Source organism: Alteromonas sp. 07-89-2, assembly GCF_013113925.1.
Lineage (GTDB): Bacteria > Pseudomonadota > Gammaproteobacteria > Enterobacterales > Alteromonadaceae > Alteromonas > Alteromonas macleodii.
This window is the reverse complement of record NZ_VTYM01000005.1, coordinates 134,229-158,917: the sequence shown is the minus strand read 5'-3', so window position 1 is coordinate 158,917 and position 24,689 is coordinate 134,229. Positions and strand designations below refer to the sequence as shown.

Here is a 24,689-nt window from a genome sequence, read left to right as displayed (position 1 = left end):
ATTGCTAGTTGATAACCCACAACACGGCGCCGTTTTTTATGTACTTGTATTCTCTGAGCGCACTTTTTAGCAAATAAAGGTTGAGCACTAGCCCCTTCATTTTTTTGCCTTATGTACCAGAATTTTATTCTTCTGGGCTTTCAGGCACGCGTGCAACGCCAGATTCAATCGCAGCCTTAGATACCGCGGTAGCAATACGCTCGCATAAACGCGGGTCCATAGGTTTAGGAATAATGTACTCCTTACCAAATGTCAGACTAGTACTCTTACTGGCAGCTAGTACTTCTTCTGGTACAGGCTCCTTCGTGATAGCACGAAGGGCTTCTACTGCCGCTACTTTCATTTCATCGTTAATGGCCGTTGCACGAACATCTAGTGCTCCACGGAAAATAAACGGGAAACACAGTACGTTGTTAACCTGGTTAGGGTAGTCCGAGCGTCCGGTAGCCATAATAAGATCTTTACGTACTTCGTGAGCAAGTTCAGGCTTTATCTCAGGGTCTGGGTTAGAACATGCAAATACAATTGGGTTTTCAGCCATCAAGGCCAGTGTTTCTGGTGGTAAAACATCCGGTCCTGACACACCAACAAAAATATCCGCGCCTTCCATTACATCTTCAAGCGTACGCTTGTCAGTATTGTTAGCAAATAGCTTTTTGTGCTCAGTTAAGTCTTCGCGACGAGTATGGATAACGCCTTTTCTGTCTAGCATATAAATACGCTCACGCTGGGCACCACACTTTATAAGCAGTTCCATACAAGCGACCGCTGCTGCACCGGCACCCATACACACAATTTTAGCGCTCTCTATGCTTTTACCCTGAATTTCCAGAGCATTAAGCATGCCCGCTGCAGTTACAATAGCGGTACCGTGCTGATCATCATGAAATACCGGAATTTTACAGCGCTTAATTAGCTCTTGTTCAATCTCAAAGCATTCAGGCGCTTTAATGTCTTCTAAGTTAATGCCGCCAAATGTGTCAGCGATATTCGCTACCGTATTAATGAACTCTTCGGTCGTACGATGCTTCACTTCAATGTCAATGGCATCCAAGCCAGCAAAGCGTTTAAACAGAAGGGCTTTACCTTCCATAACAGGTTTCGATGCCAGTGGGCCTAGGTTACCCAATCCTAAAATCGCAGTTCCGTTACTGATAACGGCAACCAGGTTTCCTTTACCCGTGTATTTATAGGCGTTATCTGCGTCTTCGGCAATTTCTCTGACCGGTTCGGCAACGCCTGGGCTATAGGCAAGAGCAAGGTCATCGACGCTGTCTGCTGGCTTAGATAACTCTACGCGGATTTTTCCAGGTGTGGGTTTGGCGTGATAGTCGAGTGCGTGTTGTCTAAAATCTGACATGTAAAAAGGTATCCTTAGATGTAGGGTTCATCGGTGTTTTCGTTCACGCTCTGTAGCTATTTTATTGTCGTTATAGTTATAGGTAGATAAACGTAAGCGCGTTACAACCAAATAATGACAAAGTGATTATAAATAGTTGTTAGCACTAGGGTTTGTTGATCTTTGTTTTACAGCAATCATCAATAGGCCCCAAGGTGGCATGTGGAAAAGCAGACTAGGCGTTAACCTTTACTGATTTTGTTCACATACCTTAATGGATACAAGCCTCTGGTTTATGTACCCAAAAGCGCCACAAGTCTTGAAAGTAATGCATTATTCACAGAATTAATGCTCACTATCAAAGTGCCGATCGCAACTCTAACACAGCCAATCACTGTGTACATATCTGATCAGAATTCTCATATACCAATGTAGGTTAGGCATACTAATTAGACCAGTAAAATGGGGCTATAATTGCCATTCATGCTATTTATTTTGACTTGTTATAACATTCTGTAGGTCTATTGTGTGGAGGGGGAAAATAAAGCTATCAAAGGGATCTACGTTCTCATAAATGCATTGGACAGAAACCCAAATCAGGAAAATAGAATGCAGGGAGACACCTCGTTAATTCTCCATCCAATATTTCTGATAAAATCCTGTGAAAGCCCACTCAAAATTCGCGCTGAAGGCGAGGATATGACAGAAAGAAAACTAATAACCGTGTTAACCGATGTGTGTGAAAGCGTAAAATCTACCAATAATGGATTTGTTTGGCTAACTCACGTAGGACATTGGAGAGCGCCGCAAGTGATTGCCGTGTTTAATACTGAGCAGGAGAAGCAGCGGGCGTTAACTAATGGTTGGGATATAGACTTCATAAACCAAGTGAATATTGCTTTGGCGTCAATTAAGTCAGCACCCGTTGGTATTTATTTTGATAGCGAAGAACAGTGTAAGAAAGTGAGTGGCGGCAATTGGGATAGGCATTTATCTAATGTTAAAAACCTTCACTGAGTTCAGGTTACGCTGGATGTTGTAAATTAAGCTAAAAACGTTTTCAGAAAGGCGAGTTGCAGGGCTTGTTACACTGGCTAGGTACAGGCCTGACGTAGGATAACGGCGGTAAAGCGCTGTTTGGCACACCTTGTTTGTGTGAAGCGTGAATTTTAAGCAATAAAAAAGCGCCATAAAGGCGCTTTTTTTGAACTGGATATCAGGCTTACTTTTTGCCCAATGCACCGAAACGCTTCTTGAAGCGATCAACACGACCACCAGTGTCAACGTTACGTTGCTTACCAGTGTAGAATGGGTGACATGAAGAACATACGTCTAGGTTGATGTCTTTACCAAGCGTAGAGCGAATGTTCATTACGTTACCACATGAGCAAGTTGCTGTGATTGCTTCGTATTTTGGGTGGATATCTTGTTTCATTGGGTTACCTCACATAATAAGGCCGTATCGCTATACAACCCGAAGTCGCACACCATACGTTACTTAATTCAAATGATAAGTCGTTCAAAGAACAGCCTATCGCAAAAGAGCGGCGCATAATAAAGGATGGCAGGGCCTTGATCAAGCGGTTTTTGGCCAAATGCTAAACAAGAGAGCTAGACAAGGCAGCCGTATAAAAAGGCCAAACAAAAAACATTCCTTTTATGCTTACCTGTAAAGTATGTTTAAATATTTGTCTTTCAAGGCTGGGCCAGATGCTCTAGTGGCAAAATCATGCGCCAATAGCAAAATGTGTAGCTAGCTGTTAGCAGCGCAAACTGCTGTAACGTATAGGTCTGCAAGAAGCCTCAGTATAATTAGTTTCAACATAAGAAGCTTAGTAAGCGCATTACGCGCTGTAACAATCGTCAAATAAGGTAGAACCTTCGCAATGGCCTTTATCCAAGTTGCCGTGCCAGTGCCGCTGCGCCAACTTTTCACGTATACCCACGATAACGCACTAAGTGCGGGTGTAAGAGTGGTTGTGCCTTTCGGTCCGCGCAAACTTGTGGGTGTAGTTGTTGAAACCCTACACAAACCTGAAAGCGACATTGAAAACTCCAACAAGCTAAAAGCCATTGAGTCGGTACTGGACGATACCCCCATTATAGAAGAGGTGTTGCTGAAAATGGCCCAATGGCTGTGGCAGTACTATCATCATGCGCCGGGTGAAGTGCTACACGCCATGCTGCCTGTTTTATTGCGCAAAGGCGAGTCAGCAGCGCCAACACCTCAAGACATGCTAATGCTTACCGAAGAAGGTAAGCAAACGACTGCAGACACGTTATCGCGGGCGCCTAAACAACAAGCCTGTTTTACTGCAATGGCTGGTGGTGCCTTATTAGCATCCCAAGCGCGCAAGCAGTATGGCGCACCTGCGGTCAAAGCGCTCGTCGAAAAGTCATTGATAAGCATTGAAGAAGTCGCGCCTGAATTTAAGTCAGGCAGTTGGCTTGCCTCGTTATCGGTGTCTGAAAAGCCAATTCCAGATACTGAGCAGTCGGTTGCCATTGCCGCACTTAATCGTCAGCAGGGCAACTTTGCGGTAAGTTTGCTTGAAGGGGTTACCGGTAGCGGTAAAACGGAAGTGTACCTTCAAGCCATCGAACCCTTACTGTGCGACGGAAAACAAGTGCTTATACTTGTGCCAGAAATTGGGCTGACGCCGCAAACGGTGTCACGCTTTGAAAAGCGCTTTGGTATTGCAGTGGGCGTTTTACACTCTCAGCTTTCTGATAAAGAACGGCTACAGGTGTGGCAGCGAGCAAGAGCTGGTGAACTTGGGATAATCATCGGTACTCGCTCGGCTATTTTCACCCCGCTGCACAACCCCGGCATGCTGATTGTGGATGAAGAGCACGACGAGTCTTTTAAACAACAAGATGGACTTCGCTACCACGCCCGTGACTTGGCAGCTATGCGGGCTAAGCAGCACAATATTCCTCTTTTATTAGGCAGCGCCACGCCCGCACTCGAAACACTTAATAATGCGCTAAGCGGTCGCTATGCCCATTTGCAGTTAACTAAGCGAGCGGGAGGGGCGAAAAGCACGCATCAGCATGTGTTGGACGCGCGTGACCAACCCATTCACTACGGTATTTCGCAAGGCTTGCTAACGATAATGCGCCAGCATATCAACGCGGGAAATCAGGTATTGGTGTTTGTGAATCGCAGAGGTTATGCGCCAGCGCTGCTTTGCCATCACTGCGGCGAAACCGTCATGTGTAAGCGTTGTGACCGCCCGTATACGGTGCATAAAGCGCAGAACCGTTTGCAGTGTCATCACTGCGGCGGTATGCGTTCAATGCCATCAAACTGCGAAGCGTGCCATCACAATGAATTAGTTACGGCGGGTACGGGCACCGAGCAAGTCGAGCAAGGGCTTGCAAGCTTATTTCCCGGTGTTAAACAGGTACGAATAGACAGCGATACCGTGCGGGGCAAAGATAAACTGCACCAGACGCTAGATGCAATAAACCGCCAAGAGTACCAGCTGCTGGTAGGTACCCAAATACTATCAAAAGGTCATCATTTCCCGCATGTAACCTTAGTGGCGGTGCTAGATTGTGATGGCGCACTTTTTAGTGCCGATTTTAGAGCACCAGAAAAGCTCGCTCAGCTTGTAACTCAGCTTGCTGGAAGAGCAGGGCGCGCCAGTAAACCTGGTGAGATGTGGCTTCAAACTCACAACCCCCATCACCCTTTGCTACAAGATTTAGTGCACAATGGCTATGGGCATTTCGCCAGACACGCTTTAATGGAGCGTAAAGCGGCGGGGCTGCCCCCTTTTATTAGCCAGTTTGTCATTCGCGCAGAAGCGACCGACAGCAGTTTGGCCTATCGTTTTTTACAAGACAGCAAGCAAGTATTTCTCCAGCAGCATGCCATTGAGCTAAATGGCCCGTTTCCTTGTCTAATTGAAAAGCGGCAAGGTAGGTTCCGGTTTATGCTGATATGTAGCCATGAAAAGCGTGCGCCGCTTCACAATGCGCTGCGTTTGGCGCTGCCATTTTTACAGGCGTTGCCACAGGCAATGAAGGTAAGGTGGTCGATAGATATTGATCCTACCGATTTCAGTTAGCTTGTTGGGTAGCAATACGTTAAAATTTCCGCAGGATTGAAGTGCAGGAAAGCTGCTGCTTCATAAAGATTTGGTATATGACGTTTTCTTACGCATACAAACAACGATAACAAGTAGGAATATTGCCGACTATGGCTCAACGCGATTATGTCTCTCGTGGACGCTCTCCTCAAAAAAAGAAGCCGGCTGGTAAAGGTAGAAAACCAGCCAGAAGCGCGCAATCAAATGCGCAATCTAATGCCCCGGTTTCTGGAAAACTTCCTATTGTGCGCCTTGTTGGCGTATTCGCATTGGTGATTGGCTTTGGTGCATTTTTGTGGTCAATAAAAGACAATGTAGAAGACGACGTGGATACACAAGCTTCACGACCTGTGGCTCCTACAGAAGAGACGTTACCTGAGCTTCCTGAAGAAGAATGGGAGTACATTAAGACCCTTCCAGGATATGAAGTAGAAGTTGAGGTCAAAGAGCAAGAAAAATCTGACAAACGCTATTTAATGCAGTGCGCCTCGTTTAGAACCCGCGCGCAGGCTGAAGAGATGAAAGCCAAAATTGCATTCCAAGGTTTAGAGGCGCTTATCAGACACAGCACTGGCAGCAACGGCGATTGGTTCCGCGTTATTCTGGGCCCTTACGAGTCTAAGCGTGATGCAGAAAAAGCCAAGCACAGTCTGCGTAAAGTGAACATTGCGACATGCCAAATTTGGTACTGGAATTTGTAGCAGTTTATTGTAGGTAACACTTAATGCGGTGCATATGGCGCTGAAATAGCGCGTAGAGAAAGAATGCGTTTACAAGGAAGTATCAATGAGTATTGCCATCACCGAACAACCAAATTACGCCGCTTATAGCGTAGAAGAGCTTGAGGACGTTCTGGAAAATATTGATAAGCAGGCCTTTCCAAAACGCTATCAGGCCGCAAAAAATGAGCTCGCTGCTAAGCGGGCAACGCTGCCACCTGAGAATGATACGGATAGCGCCCATCAAGACGAGCATTTTACTCGACCTAAGTGGTCTGAGCTTCATCCAATAACACGTATCAGTAACGGCGCTTTTTTAGTACTCATTGGCGCAATGTTCGTAATTGTTTTAACCGATTTTATTGTGATCAATTCTTGGCTAGACAATTCGAATTGGGCCATCGTACTTCTCACTGTTGTTTATAGCGCCTTTTATTACCTCACTATTTTTGTTGATAAACGATACGCGCAGTATGTAACTAAAGATTTGCGTGGAAAAATGACGTTATTTGGCATGCCGCTATTAGCCTTTTTCTTGTGGTTTAGTTTTGTTGATACGGCATTGCCCTACACGCTTCACTTAGCGTCCGATAAACAAGAAACAGAAAGAAAATTTGCTTATGAAAAAGGAAGCGGCTCTAAGCACTGTCGACATCCACTTTTGCTAAAAGAGAACGGTCCCCTGTCTGATGGGCGCTTATGCTTAAGGGAAAGTGAGCACAAACGCCTACCGAATAAAGGATGGGTGTATGTTAAGGGCTACGAAAGTGGTTTTGGTTTTGACATTGAAGGGTATCGATTTCGCTAAATTTCAACCATGAATGCCTGCGTATTAATCACTTCAAATGCAATTAGCCCAAGCAAAATGAGATTAACCAAAACCGTTACCCAATAAACCCTCATGAATGCCGATTTACTACGCTTATGCTCATACCAGTCTGGCAAGCTTCCTAGCTTCATTCTGGGAATTTGAAAGGGAACAGCCATTCCTGCATTCCCACGCTTTGCTAGGAAACTTGCCAGCGCCTTCTGAGTGGGCAATTATCTATGCGGATTGGTATTGACATCTGTTGGGCAAGCAATGCGCCAGGCCAACCTCCCAATAGGCTTAATATATGCAGTTTTGCTTCTGAAACTCGCCGTTTTTCCTTTTTTGCAGCCGATTTGTCTATGCCGTAAAACAGTATGGTAAGCAAACTTACCGCGCCATAAACGATAGGTACTATAAACGGTAGCCGACCTGACAATGTAAATAACGCAAGTGCACCGGAGAAAATACTCAGTACGATAACGTTACGTTTTCTTTGCGAGGTTGGCTTATTGGCGCGTAAACGTTTTACTTTGTGATCCTTGAGTAAGCTGATGTTGCAGGCGCGGTGATTACCATTTCTATCCTGCTCAACTTCATAAACAATAATGTCGCCATTAACAGGGCGCCTAGAGCGTTGTTTAAACGCTTTGATATGAGTAAACGGGAAGGTCTGGCAAGCTTCCTAGCTTCATTCTGGGAATTTGAAAGGGAACACCATTCCTGCATTCCCACGCTTCGCTAGGAAACTTGCCAGCGCCTTCTGAGTGGGTAATTATCTATGCGGATTGGTATTAAGCTCTACAAAACCATAACCTTTAGCATCATCCCACTGTTGAATTCTTCCCTGATACTTCACTACCACTCCTTTAAAACCATTATGTAGCGTCTTCATTTTTGCTACTTTATCTGTGCTCTATCACCTAGGCATTATTTCACTTGGCCATAGAGTGTGTTGGCGAGAGTATGCACTCAATAAATGGTGTATTCAATACACTAGCGAACACGCTAAGCCCATATAGTAGGCAGCTCTGAGCGCACATTCTTTTGTCCTACCCTTGAAATTACAAAGCCTTCCCCCACTTATTTGTTATTGAATTTGAACGCTGCTGCCTTTGCTAGACGAAAAACGCAGCGGCGCCCAGCTAAACGGGGAATTAACGTGACAACGATTGTATCTGTACGACGTGGGAATCAAGTGGTAATGGCCGGTGACGGACAGGTATCACTGGGCAATACCGTAATGAAAGGTAATGCGCGCAAAGTGCGCCGTTTATACCACGACAAGATTTTAGCGGGCTTTGCTGGTGGCACGGCCGACGCATTTACGCTGTTTGAGCGCTTTGAAGCAAAGCTTGAAGCCCACCAAGGCCATTTGACCAAAGCGGCAGTAGAGCTCGCCAAAGATTGGCGGACTGACAGGGCGCTTCGCAAACTAGAGGCACTGCTTGCCGTAGCCGACGAAACCGCATCGTTTATTATTACCGGTAACGGTGATGTGGTGCAGCCAGAACAAGATCTTATCGCGATTGGCTCTGGTGGTAACTACGCGCAAGCCGCAGCTACTGCACTACTTGAAAATACAGAGCTAAGCGCAAAAGAAATTGCCGAAAAAGCGTTGACCATAGCGGGTGATATTTGCGTATTCACTAACCATAGCCAAACGGTTGATGTACTAGATTACTAAGTAATAGCTGAGTGCTGTTATCGGCTTGCTGTCGCTCGTATGAATTTGAGTACAGCAAGCGCTGTTAGAAAAGGGTTTATTCATGTCTGAAATGACACCAAGAGAAATTGTTCACGAGTTAGACCGACATATTATTGGTCAACAAGATGCCAAGCGCGCTGTATCTATTGCACTTCGAAATCGCTGGCGTCGTATGCAGCTTGAACCTGAGCTGCGCCAAGAAGTTACGCCAAAAAATATTTTGATGATTGGCCCTACGGGTGTGGGTAAAACTGAAATAGCCCGCCGTTTAGCAAAACTTGCTAACGCGCCGTTCATTAAAGTTGAAGCGACTAAGTTCACTGAAGTGGGCTATGTAGGTAAAGAAGTTGAGACCATCATTCGTGATCTTGCTGATATTGCGGTGAAGATGACGAAAGAAAATGAAATGAAAAAGGTGAAATTCCGCGCAGAAGAAGCAGCGGAAGAGCGCATTTTAGACGTTTTGCTGCCTCCACCAGAAGATGCATGGGGTAATAAGGAAAACGTTGAAGATCGCGGTACGCGCCAAGCATTTCGTAAAAAGCTTCGTCAGGGCGACTTAGACGACAAAGAAATTGAAATTGATGTGGCACTTCCGCAGGTGGGCGTAGAAATTATGGCGCCTCCAGGTATGGAAGAAATGACCAATCAGCTTCAGGGCATGTTCCAGAACTTGTCGGGTTCGCAAAAGAAAAAGAAGAAGCTGAAAATTAAAGAAGCGTTCAAACTACTTATTGAAGAAGAGGCTGCACGCCTTGTGAATCAAGAAGATTTGAAAGAAAAAGCCATTGAGTCGGTAGAGCAGCACGGTATTGTGTTTATCGACGAAATTGACAAAATCTGTAAGCGTGAGGGCAACTCGTCGGCCGATGTGTCTCGCGAAGGTGTTCAGCGTGACTTGCTTCCACTTGTGGAAGGTTCAACGGTATCGACAAAACACGGCATGGTTAAAACTGACCATATCTTGTTTATCGCTTCGGGCGCATTCCAAATGAGCAAGCCGTCTGACCTTATTCCAGAGCTTCAGGGGCGTCTTCCAATTCGCGTTGAGCTATCTGCCCTTAAAGTCGGTGACTTCAAGCGCATTCTTACCGAGCCGAATGCGTCATTAACTCACCAGTACATTGCGCTAATGAAGACAGAAGGCGTGGATATTAGTTTCGACGATTCTGGTATTCAGCGTATAGCCGAAGCGGCATGGCAGGTGAATGAGCGCACTGAAAATATTGGTGCCCGCCGTTTGCACACCGTCCTAGAGCGCCTTATGGAAGACATCTCGTTTGACGCCTCTGAAAAGAGCGGTGAGTCGTTCGTGATTGATGCAGATTACGTTAACAGCCACCTAGAAACCTTGGTAGATAACGAAGATCTGTCGCGCTTTATCTTGTAATTTAGCGCTAAGTAGAAGTTTCCCCGTTAGTTGATATGTTCAACTAACCCTTCTACATGAACAAGAATTAAAAAGCCGACGTTAAGTCGGCTTTTTTACCATTCTACTTTTTCCCAATGGTCTTCGACTTCTTCAAGACGAATTATTTTTGCAGCTTCTTCCGCTTGGGTATTTGCTAGTAAATCAAGAAAGTAACTTACGGGATTATTCTTCTCTTGGCTTTCCATGTATAAGGCTCTTAAGGCAGCATCTGTTGTCCGAGGAATTTTTGTTTGACCTTTCTCATAACGCGCAATGGTCTGTTCATCAACACCAAAACGATTCGCCAGCATTTTTTGAGAAACATTTAGTTCTACACGTAAGAATTTAAACTCATCATGAGCAAGAGGCTTGTTGGTATTAACAATTGTTTGTGCTATCGCACTATGAAGACCGTTCATATCGTCAATGCTTGTATATTCTTCACCGTCTACAACTTCAACGGTAACACCGTTTTTCAGGTATACATTTGATAACCCGCTTTCAGTGTAATGGTACATTTTACCCTCTCAACTTATCCATACAGTAATTAGAAATGACATTGGACTATCATGATGATTTTTAAGTGCAACAGTGAGTTCGATAACTTTGCCTGCAGCTAAACCTTTCAAATTAAATTTCCAGTCTCCAGAAATATCAAGATATGGCCCCTCTCTAAATACTGAGTGCTTACTTTTTAATAAAGTGATCACCTGACCTGTAGTGATTCCTCGCTCATGCATGCGCTGTTTAACATGTTTAGTCCACCGAATCCGGTGAGTATAGTTTTCTGCGAGGTCATTCATTATTTTTCTGGCAGTTTCCTCTGTAAGAGGGAATTCATTAATTCCTTGGGGATTGTGATTAGCCATGAATGCCTTTTGAAATTCATCCTATCATATTGATAGGTTGTTGGGGTATTGTCAATGATTGCTTAAAGGCTTCTAAACAATCGCAAATTCGTTGTGGAAACCCAATTAGCCTCTAAACGTCCTGCTTGTTACTACGAAGTCTTTACCAGCAGTGCTACCAATTTTTCTGTGATATCCAAGCCAGTATCGTTTTCTATTTTCAAAAAATAAGGGCTGGGGTTTGCCTCTAGAAAAAAGTATTTTCCCTTCGCACTTTTACGCCAGTCGATAGCACACCAGTGCATACCTAATGCTTTGCATATTTTGATAGCTAACTGCTTAACGTCGCTGGGGACTAGGATCACCGATACGCTCGCATTGTCGTCATTCCTGTAATCTAATTCACTTGAGTCGATTTGTACGCTGAGTACGTCATTGCCAAGCACATAGCTTCGTACATTCACGCCTGCAATATATTTTTGAAAGGTAACAGGGCGTTCACCTAAAAGCGCATTGAGTAACGGGCGCATGTTTGGTTGTTTATTCACAAACTGCGCAGTTCGACCGCCGCGTACGGGCTTGTAAATAACGTCTCGCATATTGCTACAAAACTGCGAAGCAACCTCGGGTGCATTGCCAACAAAGGTGTAGGGAATATGTGCTCCTAGTTTGCCAGCAATACGCGATTGATAAGGTTTACACTGGTGGCTTCGAACAGCGTCGATAGAGTTCACCCATTTAATGTCGCTATAGCTGAACCAGCAAAGTAGCGTACTTGCTCGCTCTTGCTCAACCCACCCTGCATTTTTTTGCAAAGTAGATTCACTATCATGAGGTCTATCACCTTGTGTTTGAGCATCTGCACTGGCATCGTTTTTAGCATTATCACTTGGGACTTTTAGCGGTATGCCAGGTAGGTACTCATGCCAATAAGCGGCTTGGGTATTCGAGAACGTAACTCTAGGTTGGTCGCAAAGCGAAGGCGAGTTGAAATGAATTAGCCCGTCATCGAAGTCAGGGTCATAGCTGATCTTCCACGTAGAACCAAAATGTTGTGTATTGGCAAAATAAAAGGGCGTGTTATTTTGGTGAAGTGCTTTGGCTATATGTTGAATTTGTGGGTCTTGTTCACTGCCTAGTAGTGCGACGTGCATTTGCATTCCTTGCTAGCGTTGTAAGTGTTCAAAGAATCTAGTAGCCCTTAAATCAACACATGGGATACTGCCTAAACCGTATCCATGTGTTGACTTTGATAGGCGGTAGGTTACGACAAAATATCAGGTAGTTTGCCGCCGCCTTCACCAATAGCCAGGGTTATGTAAACGGGCTCTTTAGGTGTTGGAGCGACTACCGGCACACTTTCACTTAGGCGAGCTCGTAGGCCGCCGGATACCTCAAATAGCTGAGATTCAGCAACGGTAGCAAGCTTAGTATTCGCTGGTTGGTTCTGAGTTAATGGATGGTTTTTCATAATGTACGCTCCTTGTAGTGGCGTGGTGAGTAATGAAGTGGACACGCTTACAGCGAAGCCACTTCTTGGTAAAGGGTTCTAAAACAGCAGGCAATAAGCACAGAACGGTTGCTAATGTTGAGCTTTTTGTAAATGTTGGCGCAGTGAAATTTGACGGTCCTTTCACTGATGAATAGCTCTGAGGCAATAACCTTATTCGAGCGTCCTTCCATTATTTTGTGTGCAACTTGTAGTTCGCGTTTTGATAAACAGTCAATGGGGATAACGCTGTTCCGAGCGGTAATGCCGTTCGCATCTATTTGCATGCGTTCAGCTGCTGTCATCAATACTGCGGGTTCTCTGATTTCATGTGTTTTCATAGTGTTTCTCCGTGTTTACCTGATGTTGCGCTTCCTGTTACTTCAGTGGGAGGGCATAGATGTAAGTTGCCGTTTTCCAGACGATAAACCTTGTCTGCCATGGCAATTGATTGAGGGCGATGTGCCACAATAATTCGCGTCATATTTAGAGACTTAAGGTGATGATTTATCTGAGCCTCGTTTTCCATATCTAGGTGACTGCTTGCTTCGTCTAAAAATAAAATGTCTGGCTCTTGGTAAAGCGCTCTTGCAAGAAGCAGACGCTGTTTTTGACCACCACTTAAGCTGCTACCCATATCACCGACCAAGGAGTGGTATTGCATAGGCATTTGCATGATGTCTTCATGGATACAGGCAAGCTGAGCGACGTAAACCATTTTCTTGAGGTCGGGAGCTTCTTCAAAACAACAGATATTTTGCGCGATGGTGCCGCTTAAACAGGTATCCTCCTGGAGCACTGACGCGATGACTGGGTTTGTAGAGCTTGGGTGTTCGATATTGCCTTCTGAAACAGGGTACAGTCCCATCAGGCACTTAAGCATTGTGCTTTTTCCACAGCCGCTATCGCCTGTGATTGCGACGATCTCTCCGCTATGTACCGAGAACATTAGATTTTTAAACACCCACGCATTGGTCTCACTGTAGCGATAACTGAGCGCCGTCGCTTTAAGCGCTACAGGGCGAGTTTTGGCATCAAGAAGCGAGGGCGTACTTGCGCCATCAGGCGTTAAAACGTTAGGTGCAAGTGAGTTGGACGTGGATGAGTTGGGGACGTCTGCATTACTAAAATGAACGTTTTGTTTTTCAAATGTATCGTCCTTAGTTTTTAACGACAGAGGCTTCTGCTGTGATGGTGTGAGTAAAATGTCGCTTAAGCGGTTGAAATGAACACCTAACATACTAAGCTCAATCAGCTTGTTAACTACGCCATCTAATGCGCTGACAAAGCGAGCTTTGTACGCCATAAATGCCAGCAGCATCCCTATCGAAAGGGTTCCTTCCATAACCAGGCTGGCACCAATATACACAACGACCAAATTTTCAGCGCCAAACAATAGCTGATTGGTCAGTGCGCTGCCTATGTTGATCTTTCCAAGAGTGATGTCTTTGTTTAGCGTGGCGACAAGCTTGTTTTGCCACTGCCCGTGGCGCTGTACTTCTTGGCTGTATACGCGAATAGGTAGGATAGCGCGTACGCTTTCCATAAAGTGACTTTGTTCTAATGCTGCAAGCGCAATGCGTTCAGTGGTAAGACGTTTAATAAACGGCAGCAGTCCAAGACGAACGGCGAGGTAGGCAAGCATGATTGCCACTACAACCAGCGTGAGTTTGGGCGAATATAAAATCATTACTGCTAGCGTGATCACTGCCATAAGCCCGTCTAACAGCGCAGTAACCAGGCCAGTGGTTAGGAACTCACGAATACTCGCCAGTGAGCCAAAGCGGGATACCACATCGCCAATATGTCGCTTGTCGAAGTAGTCCAAGGGAAGCGATAATAAGTGCTTAAATACCGACGCCGACATTTGAAGTTGAAGGCGAGACGACACCGACAGAATAACGAACTTTCTTATCCCGCTAGTAAAAGTTTCTATTATTAGTAGCAGGGCAAACCCTATTGCCAGCGCTTTCAGTAATGCATCGTTGTTATAAATCAATACATCATCTACGACTGTTTGCATGTAATAGGGTGAAGCAAGTGCAAATAACTGCAACACAATCGATAACGCAAAAAGGGTTAGAAGATTGCGCTTAAACCCTGTTGTTCGAGTGAAGAATTGACTAAGACCCAAACGTGGCGCGGACTTCTTGGGACTAAATGTGTCGCTAGGCGTGACTTCAAGTGCAATACCAGTAATGTACTTCGACGCCTCAGAATAAGTGAGTTTTCTTTCTCCAAGCGCGGGGTCGTGAATGGTAAGAGTTTTTCCCTTCACTTTAGTTAACACAACAAAGTGATTCATGTTCCAATGTAGAATTGCAGGGCAAGATAATTGCGCCAAGTGCTCCATTTCTATCTTGATGGCGCGGGTTTGGAAACCCAAATCACTGGCAATGCGCATTACGTCTTTTAACGTAGTGCCTCGTAGCGACACAGACACAGACTGACGTAGAGCATTTAGATCACGTTTATCAGAATAGTACTGCGCAATCATAGTCATACAAGCAAGTCCACACTCAGCTGCTTCGCTTTGCAGTACAACGGGCACACGCTTTTTTGTATAAAGGATTTGCGTTGAAAGTGGGTGTGTAATGTTCATCATGATTACAGCTTCCCAGTAATGCTATACAGTGGTTCCATTAACCACTCCATCAACGTACGTTGACTTAAATCTACGTCTGCAGAAAATGTCATCCCAGCTTTCAGTGAAATATTGTTTCCATAAGCCAATATTTCTTTTGTATTTAGCGTTGCAGTAACAAGATAAGCGGGTTCACTAATAGAAATAGGGATGTCGGTAAGCTCACCAGGTAGCACCAACGAAGGTGAAATGTTCACTATCTCGCCTGACTGCACACCAAATTTTTGATAAGGAAATGCGTCGTATCGAATATGCAGGGCTTGGCCTTTGCGTAAAAATCCAGCAGACCGCACGGGAACTGCAATACGCGCTTGAATGTCGGCATTTTTAGGCAGTAAGGTAAGAAGCGGGCGAGAGCTATCGATGGTATATCCCGCCTTTACTTGAAGGCCGGATATCACGCCATTGTGAGGCGCATAAATCGTTTCTTCTGCGTTACTCTTGTGACTTACTATTTGCTGCGTGAGATCGCTCAAGGTGTTCTCCACGTTTGCCATTTCATTGGCCTGCTGTTGAGGCAAAGTGGCAAGTTCATGGTGGAGAGCAGCGATATTCGCCTTTTCGTCATTTTGGTCTTTTTGGGCCAACGTAAGCTGTTGTTCGGCGGTCAATCTTTGTAGCGTATGGTTTTCATAGTCTGCTTGGCTAATGTGCCCTTGATTAAGTAAGGTTTGCGCTTTCTCCCACTGCTTTAGTGCTAGTGCCCACTGGGTTTGCGACAATTCAACGATGGCGTCTAAAGCCGTTAATGCCCGTTTGGCTTGGCTTAGTTGTTCTTCTAAGCCTTGTCGCTGCGCTCTATGCAACACATCAAGACGTTGAATACTTTGACGTGTTCGATGCTGCTTTGCTTCAAGCTCAGCGAGCAACTGCGTGCTAACTTTATTACCTGATGCATCATCGCTACTGTAGTTGATCTTAATTAGCGGCGCGCCCTTACTCACTAATTGACCTTCACTGACCAATACATCAAGCACTTTGCCGCGCCTTGCATCGGCATAGAGCTTAAAAACGCCATGACTGGGTTCCAGCCATCCACTCACTGATGCCTTTCGTGCGTAGCTTCCCGTATTTAGATAAATAATCACTGCCAAAATCCAGACCACAAGCAGGCCAGCTATTGCAGAATAAACAGGTTTTGGGGTCATTAAAAAACGTCCATCAACAGCATTTGATTGCTCATCAATGACTTCCTTTCTAAACAGTCCTGTTCTCATCTCCATTCCTTTTTTGTTTATGCATTTGCGTTGCAGTGCTTATCTAACTTTGTTTGGGTCACGTTAAAGGTATCTGGCCGCCACTTCCGTTTAGGCTTTTTCTCCTTGGCATCACAGTCCTTGACGCCTCCGTTTTGTTACTACCAGATACCTTGTGGTCAACATTACTGCGGTGACGGTGTTCACTTTAGGTGGGTTGGGAACTTGATGAATTACTGCTAAGGTCTATATTTCAGTAGCACACGGTTTCACTGGTGTTGGCGCATTTTTGAAAGCGGCTGGCTCAAATTTAGAAGTGATTCAGACACAAATAATTGCCAGTAAAATACAAAGAAGTCATAGAGCTGTATAAAGAATGTGCTATAAAAAACAAAGGAATATGAAAATAACACGGTAAAAACACACAGAAGGAAGCCTCATGTTTGTGCCCAGCATACTTTTAAAGCAACTCTATACACGCGCAAGTCTTACGAAGACAGATAAAGGCTTATCTTTTTCTCTGAAAAACAGATTGAAAGACGCAACCATTAAAGAAGTAAAGTGGATATCTCTTGATGGCGAAAAAATTCCAGAGCATAAAATTTCACTCCAGTTAACTCCCGACTCCACTATTTCCGTAGAAGCATTAAATAAATCAGACGGAGAGCCCTTTGGCTTGCGTCAAACCATTACCGTGCATTTAGATATTGATGAAGCGCCGTGCCCAGAAAAGCGAAAACTGGGTATTTGCTTTTCTGCTTCGCCTTTTGGAAAGCTTAAATTTGAAGTGGAAGACAATATTACTGCGCCAGGACAACGCAGCGCTTTTATTCCTCGTGACGACATGGATGACTACGGCGAAAGTATTATAAAAACACGCCAAGAATATTTCGAAAGCGCCACCGGAAAGAAAATTGATCACGTAGGTAAGTACTCAATCGACCCACAAGCGCTTAAGGGGAATATTGAGCATTTTATTGGCGTGGCGCAGGTTCCTATTGGTATTGCAGGGCCGTTGAAGATAAACGGAGAGCATGCACAAGGGGAGTTTGTCGTGCCGTTAGCGACTACCGAAGGTACGCTGGTGGCATCGTACAACCGAGGCATGAAGCTGCTTAACATGAGCGGTGGCGTAACGGCAACGGTCGTCGACGATGCTATGCAGCGAGCCCCTGTATTTATTTTTGAAAATGCACGAGGTGCCAGAGATTTCGTTAAATGGATTAAAGCAAACTTTGAAAAGATTAAGGAAGAAGCAGAAGCGACCTCAAGTATTGCTAAGCTGACGTATATCGACCATTTCCTATCGAACAAATTTGCGTTTTTGCGTTTTAACTTTAAGACCGGTGACGCAGCGGGTCAAAACATGGTTGGCCGTGCTACCTTCGCAGCATGCGGGTGGATACTTGATCATTATGAGGGGATAGAGAATTTCTACCTTGAGTCTAACTTTGCTACAGACAAAAAGGCCTCTCAAATAAATATTATGCGTACCCGTGGTAAACGGGTGACAGCTGAAGCCACTATTAAACGCGAACATTTATTAGAAGTAATGCGCGTAGACCCCAAACAGATAGATTATCACGGCCGTGTAGCTGGCGTAGGATCTTTCTTGTCTGGTGTGAATAACACGGGTCTGCATTCACCAAACGGTATTACTGCTATGTTTATCGCCACAGGGCAGGATGTTGCAAACGTATCTGAATCGTCGGCGGCAATGATGTATTCAGAATTAACAGACGACGGTGACCTGTACGTGTCTATTACCATTCCATCGCTCATCGTAGCGACGTATGGCGGTGGTACAGGAATAGGTACACAGCGCGAGTGCTTAGAGTTGCTGGATTGCTACGGGCGAGATCGCGTGTATAAATTTGCAGAAATTGTGGCGTCTGTGGTGTTGGCTGGAGAGATATCACTAGCATCAGCCATTAGTTCGTCAGACTGGGTGTCGTCACACGAACAGTATGGCCGAAACAGATAAAACCTTGGCCAACGAGGCGATTCATCGGCCAATAGAGACTAAAAATATTGGCCGATGAAAGCGCCGCGGTTTCGCTTCGCCACCGCCTGCATAAATGCACTGAAGCGCTGTGCGTTTCCATTACTTCGGCTAAAGCCTACGCCGTGTATACGAATAACAGGCTGTCCATTGGCACCCTGGTTAGCTTGGGTAATCTGACTTACAATCTGATCTAAATTCGGCCTTTGATAATCATCACCAAACACGTAAAGACTCACGCGCCCCTTGGTGTTTTTATACAGCTTGATGGCTTTAAGGATCCCCGCTTCAGGCTGACTCGCCCCTCCTTTAAAGCTCTTCATTTGGCTCATCGCGGTATCTCTCATTGTTTGTCTGTCATCTAGCCATTGCCCAGCTCTACTGGAAAACATAAAGCTTCCGTCAGCAGACATAATCTGAAAACCTTTCATTTTAGGATGGTTTTTTAAAATGTCGTTTACGATGGTGATCACGCGATTCCAACCACTGCCAGAGGACATGGAACCCGAGTTATCGATAGCAAAAATAACGTACTCAGCATCGGTGGGAATTCCACCAACATCATCGTCAGGGGTATCTGTCGGATTCGGCGTATTTAACATAGCGGTTGCTTGGCGTATTTCGTTACGCAGCGACGAAGCTTTGTCTTTCAGTTGATTAATGGTTTGTTGTGCGCGTGGTATCGATGAGTCTAAATTGTCTTTCTGTTCCGTGACGGAAGCCGTTTTGCTTTGTGCTGCTTTCAGTTCTTGTTGCTTATCTGACAGTGCGCCTTTGAGCGTTTCCACATCAACTTGAGCCTGTAATACCTGGTCAATAAGAACGCTTACGTTACTAGGGCCGCGCTCGGTGTCTTCAGTACCGTTTTTGGCCAGAAGCACCAGCATAACTACGGCGCCGAAAGCACAGGAAATTATGTCGAGAAAGGCAATGTTGAATACCTCAACGGGGGCTCGTTGAATTTTGCGCATTAAGGCCACTCCGGAGCAGGTGATAGGAAAGTGCCGCTTGTTGCGCGGGTCCATTCCCAGTACATAGGTGAAGCAAAAGGATCGCCCTCAATGGGCAGCAAAATTACATTGTAATGCACGCCTTTCTTAGCGCGCTTAACGGTTTCAACAAATAAGGTCTTACGGCAACCTGATGAAATTGACTTTTTACTACTAATGAAGCTTTTGCAGCTCATAGGTAGTCCGTCACCCAAGGTAGGAAGGCCATCAGTGACAATATACACATCGGTGATGTTTGGGTTAGCCTTAAATAAAATGCTTAAACCTTCTTGAAGGTTTGTTCCTCCATTGGGGACGACGGCACCGAGGTCTTTAACTATTGCGTTCATCGAACCGCTGACTTTGGCACTATTTACATCACGAAGGCCTAGTGTGGTAGCGGTGTCTGAAAAAGTCACTACGGTGACTCTTGATTCTAAAGGAACACGCGCGAGCATCCATTGGGCTACCCGTTTGGTGCGTATCCACTTCGGCGTAGAGACCTTCTGGCTATCACTCAACGCTAACTTGCCTAAAATATCCACCAAGTTATCGCCCATCATTGACGCACTTTTGTCAATTAGCAGACCTATTTCCGGGCCTTCTATTTTCATGCCAGTGATGTAGTTCTGTTCGCCGGTACCTTGCATTTGAATGTTGGCTGACTTTTCTACTTCTTTAGACAATGCGGCTAGCTGGTTTTCAAGATCAGCCACTACTGCCATTTCAGTAGACATATCTTGCAGTAGTTTTGACTGGTCTTGCGTTGTATCTGCTTGCGCTTGCTGAGCATCGTCTTGCTTCGCTGACTCAAGGGCAATTTTATCGTTTAACTCGTCAATCGACTTTTTGAGTTTTTGTTGTTCTTGCTCTGCGGCGGCGAGTTCTTGCTCTAATTTTTCTTTCTCTTCAGTTGGTGTAGGTGTAAACGCTTTAAAGTCGACCAGAATGAAAATAAGAATAACCGCGCCAAGGCCACAGGCCATAACGTCTAAAAACGCCAGGTTAAATCCGTCTTCGGCTTTACGCACTTTAGGCATTACTGTCTCGCCTAATTAGTTGTGAAGGTGTGACAGAAGGTGGTGTTCACAAGACTCTTGTGTGCGAATTACCATAGTGTCTTGGCGACCATTTAACAGGTGCATTAACAACATTAATATAAGCGATATAAAAAGCGCCACGAGCGTAGAGTTGAACGCAACGCCCAGCGAAGCCGTCATTCCCGCTATATCACCATCCAGAGCTGCGTCTGCTTGCGCAAGGGCTGCGCCAATACCGCGAACAGTGCCAACGAAACCAATCGAAGGAATAGCCCAGATTATGTAGCGAATCACGTTATTACCACTTTCAAGCTGGGCAGCAATATTTTCTACCGAAGCGTGGATTGCATCGGCAGCATGCTGCACGTTCTGTGTGTTTTTAAAGCGTCTAATGCAGTTTATCCACGTGCTGTATGCGGGGGTGTCGCTATAAGATGAAGACGAAAGCTCATCTAACGCTTTATCTACATTTAGTGGCGTATCTTTGTTGTGCTCAGGCAGTAAATCTCGTGAGTAAATCTCTTCTTCGTCCAGCAGCTTCCAAAGCTTGTAAACCATTAGGAAAATGCAAAACAGCATCAGTGAGATACAAACCTGTTGCTCGATATCTTTAAGAATAACCCAGAAAGAGGATAGGGACGCTGTGCCAGCCGTTGCCATGACTTTTTCGGCCGCGGGGCGAATGACACCGGCAAATAGGAAATGTACCAAGGCAAATATAAATAGAAAGACCCCGCCACTTACAAGAAAGCTGGGGTTCATTGACAACGTATTCTCTTTATTCATCATCATTCCTTGATAGTTAAATGTTAGTTGGAAAGTCTTGCGGCGAATCTAACGATACAAAGTACGCACTTGCCGTGCCCGCAATGGCCAACAATACTGCAGCAATGATCAGTTTCTTTTTCATATTAATTCTCGTATCTCGCTATGCGAAAGCCTATATCGTCAGCAGGTTCAGTCTCACCGCTGCGCACGCTTGCGCGAATATTTTTAAGCCGACCCGTTTGAAACGACGCGCCTTTTACTACGTGTTTACCTTGTCCAACAGGGCCTAGGTAGTCGGCAAAAGTACCAGACTGGTTTGATGGTGAATTCTGGTAAACATCGTGGACCCACTCACGCACATTGCCATCTAAATCGTAGAATCCACCACGTTCAGCTTTGAACGAACCAACAGGGGCTTTGTCGACAAATCCGTCATCGTAATCTTTTAAAATGAAGGTCTGTTTCCCACTTAGCGACGCATCAGCGAAGTTGCCTTGCTTATCGCGAAGCCTAAACTGATTACCCCAAACAAAGATTGTTGGTGATGCTCGGCGATTCATTTTTGCAACGAATTCCCACTCGGCTTCCGTAGGTAAACGATAGCCTTTCGAGGTTTTATCAATACCGGTTACTCTGCCATTTTGAACAACATAAAACGGTGTTAAACCTTCCTTCTCGCTTAGCCAATTTGTAAACGCAACCGCATCACTCCACGAAACATTCGTGATCGGTAGCTTGCTGCTAGCGCCTTTCCCTGCGAACGCGGCGAACTGCGCCTGAGTAATCTCGTGATTAGACATCCAGAATTTACGCGAAAAAGATACGTCTCTTTGTGTTTCATTGCGCTGGCGATCCTTTTCGTTTGCAGGGGAGCCCATAGTGAAGGCTTTGGGTGTAACAAGCGAAAGTTGAATACCCAGTGTATTTGCAAAAAGCGGCTTACCTTCACGCCGTCTTGCTTCAAACTCTGTAAGCATATCAGCGTGTACTTTCACCGGCTTGTTTGCACTAGGTGTAATAGTCTTGGTAACACTGCGATATCCTTCACGTTCGAATGTTACTGTGTGCGGTAAAGCTTGAAGCGTTAGATTAAGCGGCGTTTGACCTTTAGATGAACCGTCGATGAAAACTTTTGCACTTAACGACGCGCTTATATTCACTTGTCCTCGCTCTTCTTGAAGGTTGAAGGTAAGCGCTTTGTTCTCGCCGGGAGCTAGCGTGATCCGCTGGCTTTGTGAAATAAATCCGGTTTTTTCATACTTGACGATATGTGGCGTATTCGCATCCACACGAGATCTTGTATCAGTCGGTTTATTATTTACTGTAAGTACGCCGCCCTGAGGGTCTGTCGAAACTGTTATCTGTGCTTGAAGGGGTTGAAGGTTATAGTTTCTTGTCGGGTTAGGGCGTTGGCTAGTGACTTCAATGGTGTCTTCCAATGGCTCTAGCCCTGACTTCGTCACGACAATTTCGTACTTACCGCCATTCATATTAATAGAAAGTGGCGTGACACCCATATCTTTACCGTCAAGGGAAACATTGGCACCAGAAGGGCTTGAGTTTATGCTAATTGCGCCCTTAACTGGAGAAAGTGAAATAACTTGTTCAATTTCCTGCGCGATATCTGCATCAAATTGGATCTCACCCGTTTCATAATGCGGATGACTGGCGCTTGCTCTGTAGCTGCCCTTTTTTAATTCCGTTACGTAGGTTCTCGATACCGCTACTTTCTCAGCGTTTAAATGCCAGGTTATTTCACTCAACGAAGGGGAGGTTGATAGGGTGACTTTTGCCGGTAAAGGAACGAGCGTAACATTAATAGTGCTTGGCGAGTTGTCGTTAATAACAACCGTGGCGTCTTGATATTTTGGGGCCGAAACCTGGACTTCAGCATGGCTACCAAATACGTAAAGCTTGTCACTGATGAACATCGCACTACCACTTAAAACAGCAAATTGCGGATTTTGTGCTGCACGTTCTGGGGAAACTGCAAAGGCATAACCTTTGGTAAGAAACAGCCAGCCAAAATAAACAACGAGAACGGCGGCCAGTCCTATTAATGAAGCTATAGCAACGCCTTTTCTTCGCTTCTTTCCTTTGGCTATGGCGTCATCAATACTGCTCACTAGATAGGTCCTTATACTTTTTCAGTACATACAACATGTACTGATAGGTTGGTGTCTGACGGTGAAACAACAATCTCTTGAATGGTTGAGCGATAACCCTCGCGGCTCCCTTCAATGCGATATGTACCAGGTTTCAGCTGAATGGTTTTTGTTTTTACTTCCCCCACGAGGCCTACTCCAAGTACCTTAATATAGGTATCGTTATCCGACGTTATTGTTACGGAACGGGGCTGATTGATATTGTCGATCACTTGCTCAAGTGAAGATACTTGGGCACGCAGTTTTGCGCTCTTTTCTGCATGTGAACCTGCTCGCGCAATGTCTTTAAGGGCTAGATTTCTGACGTTGTTATCCGATAAACGTTCTGGCCGTCTTTGGTAAGCGCTCAAGCTTTTTTCTGCATCGAGTATGGCTTCGGCATTTTGTTTTGCCTCAAGTAAAGCAGGGCTGGCTGGAAAGCTAGCGAGGCCTTTATTAGCTAGCAGCTTTACGGTTTGCCATTCATCTGCGCTGACAAACAAGGCGACTTGATTTTCAATTTTCTGCTGCTCTTGTGAAGCAACTAAAGACGCGAGCTTTTTACTAATGGTGGCAAGCTCAGTGCTTGAAGCTTTTAGACTTTTGGCGTCATTGAGGAATTCTGCGGCAGCAGGGTAGTCACCTTGCTCGATAGCTCGATTTGCCTGAGCTAGCAGCGTATCAAATCGGCTGTCTTGCAATTGCCGGTTAATAGCATCAAGTGCTTGCTGTGCGTCCTTACGGGCAGGATCTAACTGTACTATTTTTGCGTACGCTTCGCGCTGTTTGCTGATGTTGTTTTCGACCTTACCAATGCGTGCCTGCTCGTAGGCGTCTTGCACCTCGTCAAATACATCAATGCGTTGCTGCAAAATGTTAGCTTTTTCGAAATCAGGGTTTATCGTTAACGACGTTTTATTTAGGTTAAACGCGCTTGAAACATTCCCGTTATTGAAGGCAAGGAGGGCGTCTTCATAAGGTTGAGTGTAGGCGTTTTCGTAGTCAGTATTTAGTGTGTCAACTGAGCTCTTTATATCATCCAGTGCATTTATAACTGCGCCGTAGTTGGATGCGCCATATTCATTAAACGCAGTATTTAACTTGCGCTCAACTTCACTCGCTTTTTCTAGGAACATCTGGGAGTGCGAAACGCGACTAACCAAGTCGTTTACACTTTGTTTTGACTCGCTAAGCGCCATTTGAAGGGCTTTTCGTTCTTCTTCATTAACTTCCACAACGGGTGTAGCTTTTGCGGTTTGGGGTACTGCTGTTGTGTCATCCGTGGCGTCCGTAACGTTCGATGTGACAGTAGGCATATATGAGATAAGGAGCACGCCTGCAACGCCTATCAACATGACCAGTGAAAAACCGAGCAGTGACTTTTTTATGAGTGCCTTTTTCTTTGCTCTGCTTTGCTCTATTTGTTGCTCAACGCTTGGCATGCGTAACCCTTTACTCTCTAACTTAACAATAGAATAGATATTTTA

23 protein-coding genes are annotated in these 24,689 nt (G+C 45.2%); 7 read left to right on the top strand and 16 right to left on the bottom strand.

Features of this window, described 5'->3' with window-relative positions:
• Nucleotides 1-124: 124 nt before the first annotated feature.
• Nucleotides 125-1,360 (bottom strand): malic enzyme-like NAD(P)-binding protein, encoded by a 1,236-nt coding sequence (locus F0261_RS05615; RefSeq protein ID WP_171337428.1) that lies wholly within the window; start codon nucleotides 1,358-1,360, stop codon nucleotides 125-127.
• A 678-nt stretch (nucleotides 1,361-2,038) separates the two neighbouring features.
• On the opposite strand from F0261_RS05615, the gene F0261_RS05610 reads away from it, so the two are divergent.
• Nucleotides 2,039-2,356 carry a hypothetical protein gene (locus tag F0261_RS05610; protein WP_216600723.1) on the top strand — a complete coding sequence of 106 codons (318 nt, stop codon included), beginning with the start codon at nucleotides 2,039-2,041 and terminating at the stop codon, nucleotides 2,354-2,356.
• 205 nt (nucleotides 2,357-2,561) lie between these two features.
• Here F0261_RS05610 and rpmE read toward each other — a convergent pair whose 3' ends face one another.
• Entirely contained in the window at nucleotides 2,562-2,774 is a 213-nt protein-coding gene (rpmE, locus tag F0261_RS05605) for a 50S ribosomal protein L31 (RefSeq protein WP_014977577.1), read from the bottom strand.
• A 451-nt stretch (nucleotides 2,775-3,225) separates the two neighbouring features.
• On the opposite strand from rpmE, the gene priA reads away from it, so the two are divergent.
• From priA to F0261_RS05590, 3 genes are all read left to right on the top strand, one after another.
• The gene (gene priA, locus F0261_RS05600; protein WP_171337426.1) at nucleotides 3,226-5,415 is read left to right on the top strand and encodes a primosomal protein N'; all 2,190 of its coding nucleotides are present in this window, start codon (nucleotides 3,226-3,228) and stop codon (nucleotides 5,413-5,415) included.
• Nucleotides 5,416-5,546: 131 nt separating this feature from the next.
• Entirely contained in the window at nucleotides 5,547-6,137 is a 591-nt protein-coding gene (locus F0261_RS05595) for a cbb3-type cytochrome oxidase assembly protein (protein WP_014977575.1), read from the top strand.
• A gap of 85 nt (nucleotides 6,138-6,222) precedes the next feature.
• Nucleotides 6,223-6,963: a hypothetical protein gene (locus tag F0261_RS05590; protein WP_171337425.1), complete on the top strand. Its 741-nt coding sequence runs from the start codon at nucleotides 6,223-6,225 to the stop codon at nucleotides 6,961-6,963.
• Here the strand turns inward: F0261_RS05590 and F0261_RS05585 are convergent.
• Nucleotides 6,960-7,142 carry a hypothetical protein gene (locus F0261_RS05585; RefSeq protein ID WP_171337424.1) on the bottom strand — a complete coding sequence of 61 codons (183 nt, stop codon included), beginning with the start codon at nucleotides 7,140-7,142 and terminating at the stop codon, nucleotides 6,960-6,962. The two genes, F0261_RS05590 and F0261_RS05585, sit on opposite strands and share 4 nt — an antisense overlap.
• A gap of 20 nt (nucleotides 7,143-7,162) precedes the next feature.
• Nucleotides 7,163-7,351: a DUF1294 domain-containing protein gene (locus tag F0261_RS19880; RefSeq protein WP_253819193.1), complete on the bottom strand. Its 189-nt coding sequence runs from the start codon at nucleotides 7,349-7,351 to the stop codon at nucleotides 7,163-7,165.
• 774 nt (nucleotides 7,352-8,125) lie between these two features.
• Here F0261_RS19880 and hslV point away from each other — a divergent pair.
• Nucleotides 8,126-8,650 carry an ATP-dependent protease subunit HslV gene (gene hslV / locus F0261_RS05575; protein ID WP_014950969.1) on the top strand — a complete coding sequence of 175 codons (525 nt, stop codon included), beginning with the start codon at nucleotides 8,126-8,128 and terminating at the stop codon, nucleotides 8,648-8,650.
• Nucleotides 8,651-8,732: 82 nt separating this feature from the next.
• Nucleotides 8,733-10,061 (top strand): HslU--HslV peptidase ATPase subunit, encoded by a 1,329-nt coding sequence (gene hslU / locus F0261_RS05570; protein ID WP_014950968.1) that lies wholly within the window; start codon nucleotides 8,733-8,735, stop codon nucleotides 10,059-10,061.
• Between the two features lie 95 nt (nucleotides 10,062-10,156).
• Here hslU and F0261_RS05565 read toward each other — a convergent pair whose 3' ends face one another.
• The 7 genes from F0261_RS05565 to F0261_RS05535 all read right to left on the bottom strand — a co-directional run bounded on the left by F0261_RS05565 (nucleotide 10,157) and on the right by F0261_RS05535 (nucleotide 16,280).
• Complete coding sequence (locus tag F0261_RS05565; RefSeq protein ID WP_014950967.1) at nucleotides 10,157-10,600, bottom strand: DNA-binding transcriptional regulator; 444 nt, start codon at nucleotides 10,598-10,600, stop codon at nucleotides 10,157-10,159.
• 9 nt (nucleotides 10,601-10,609) lie between these two features.
• Nucleotides 10,610-10,951: a DUF4258 domain-containing protein gene (locus F0261_RS05560; RefSeq protein WP_061096005.1), complete on the bottom strand. Its 342-nt coding sequence runs from the start codon at nucleotides 10,949-10,951 to the stop codon at nucleotides 10,610-10,612.
• Nucleotides 10,952-11,082: 131 nt separating this feature from the next.
• Nucleotides 11,083-12,084, bottom strand: a complete 1,002-nt coding sequence (locus tag F0261_RS05555; RefSeq protein ID WP_171337423.1) for a RimK family alpha-L-glutamate ligase — start codon at nucleotides 12,082-12,084, stop codon at nucleotides 11,083-11,085.
• A gap of 110 nt (nucleotides 12,085-12,194) precedes the next feature.
• Complete coding sequence (locus F0261_RS05550) at nucleotides 12,195-12,401, bottom strand: hypothetical protein (RefSeq protein WP_171337422.1); 207 nt, start codon at nucleotides 12,399-12,401, stop codon at nucleotides 12,195-12,197.
• A gap of 47 nt (nucleotides 12,402-12,448) precedes the next feature.
• Nucleotides 12,449-12,760 (bottom strand): helix-turn-helix transcriptional regulator, encoded by a 312-nt coding sequence (locus F0261_RS05545; RefSeq protein ID WP_014950963.1) that lies wholly within the window; start codon nucleotides 12,758-12,760, stop codon nucleotides 12,449-12,451.
• Nucleotides 12,757-15,024 (bottom strand): peptidase domain-containing ABC transporter, encoded by a 2,268-nt coding sequence (locus tag F0261_RS05540; protein ID WP_171337421.1) that lies wholly within the window; start codon nucleotides 15,022-15,024, stop codon nucleotides 12,757-12,759. The genes F0261_RS05545 and F0261_RS05540 overlap by 4 nt, the downstream gene beginning before the upstream one ends.
• Nucleotides 15,025-15,026: 2 nt before the next feature.
• Nucleotides 15,027-16,280 carry an HlyD family secretion protein gene (locus F0261_RS05535; protein ID WP_014977568.1) on the bottom strand — a complete coding sequence of 418 codons (1,254 nt, stop codon included), beginning with the start codon at nucleotides 16,278-16,280 and terminating at the stop codon, nucleotides 15,027-15,029.
• Between the two features lie 418 nt (nucleotides 16,281-16,698).
• Here F0261_RS05535 and F0261_RS05530 point away from each other — a divergent pair, with 418 nt between their 5' ends.
• Entirely contained in the window at nucleotides 16,699-18,243 is a 1,545-nt protein-coding gene (locus F0261_RS05530) for a hydroxymethylglutaryl-CoA reductase (RefSeq protein WP_171337420.1), read from the top strand.
• A 38-nt stretch (nucleotides 18,244-18,281) separates the two neighbouring features.
• On the opposite strand, the gene F0261_RS05525 is transcribed toward F0261_RS05530, so the two are convergent.
• The 5 genes from F0261_RS05525 to F0261_RS05505 all read right to left on the bottom strand — a co-directional run bounded on the left by F0261_RS05525 (nucleotide 18,282) and on the right by F0261_RS05505 (nucleotide 24,644).
• Entirely contained in the window at nucleotides 18,282-19,232 is a 951-nt protein-coding gene (locus F0261_RS05525) for a VWA domain-containing protein (RefSeq protein WP_014977566.1), read from the bottom strand.
• Nucleotides 19,232-20,290 carry a vWA domain-containing protein gene (locus F0261_RS05520; protein WP_171337419.1) on the bottom strand — a complete coding sequence of 353 codons (1,059 nt, stop codon included), beginning with the start codon at nucleotides 20,288-20,290 and terminating at the stop codon, nucleotides 19,232-19,234. Before F0261_RS05520 ends, F0261_RS05525 begins: the two co-directional genes overlap by 1 nt.
• A 15-nt stretch (nucleotides 20,291-20,305) precedes the next feature.
• Complete coding sequence (locus F0261_RS05515; RefSeq protein ID WP_014977564.1) at nucleotides 20,306-21,076, bottom strand: MotA/TolQ/ExbB proton channel family protein; 771 nt, start codon at nucleotides 21,074-21,076, stop codon at nucleotides 20,306-20,308.
• 125 nt (nucleotides 21,077-21,201) lie between these two features.
• Nucleotides 21,202-23,184 (bottom strand): SUMF1/EgtB/PvdO family nonheme iron enzyme, encoded by a 1,983-nt coding sequence (locus F0261_RS05510; RefSeq protein WP_171337418.1) that lies wholly within the window; start codon nucleotides 23,182-23,184, stop codon nucleotides 21,202-21,204.
• Between the two features lie 11 nt (nucleotides 23,185-23,195).
• Nucleotides 23,196-24,644: a hypothetical protein gene (locus F0261_RS05505; RefSeq protein WP_171337417.1), complete on the bottom strand. Its 1,449-nt coding sequence runs from the start codon at nucleotides 24,642-24,644 to the stop codon at nucleotides 23,196-23,198.
• Nucleotides 24,645-24,689 lie beyond the last annotated feature (45 nt).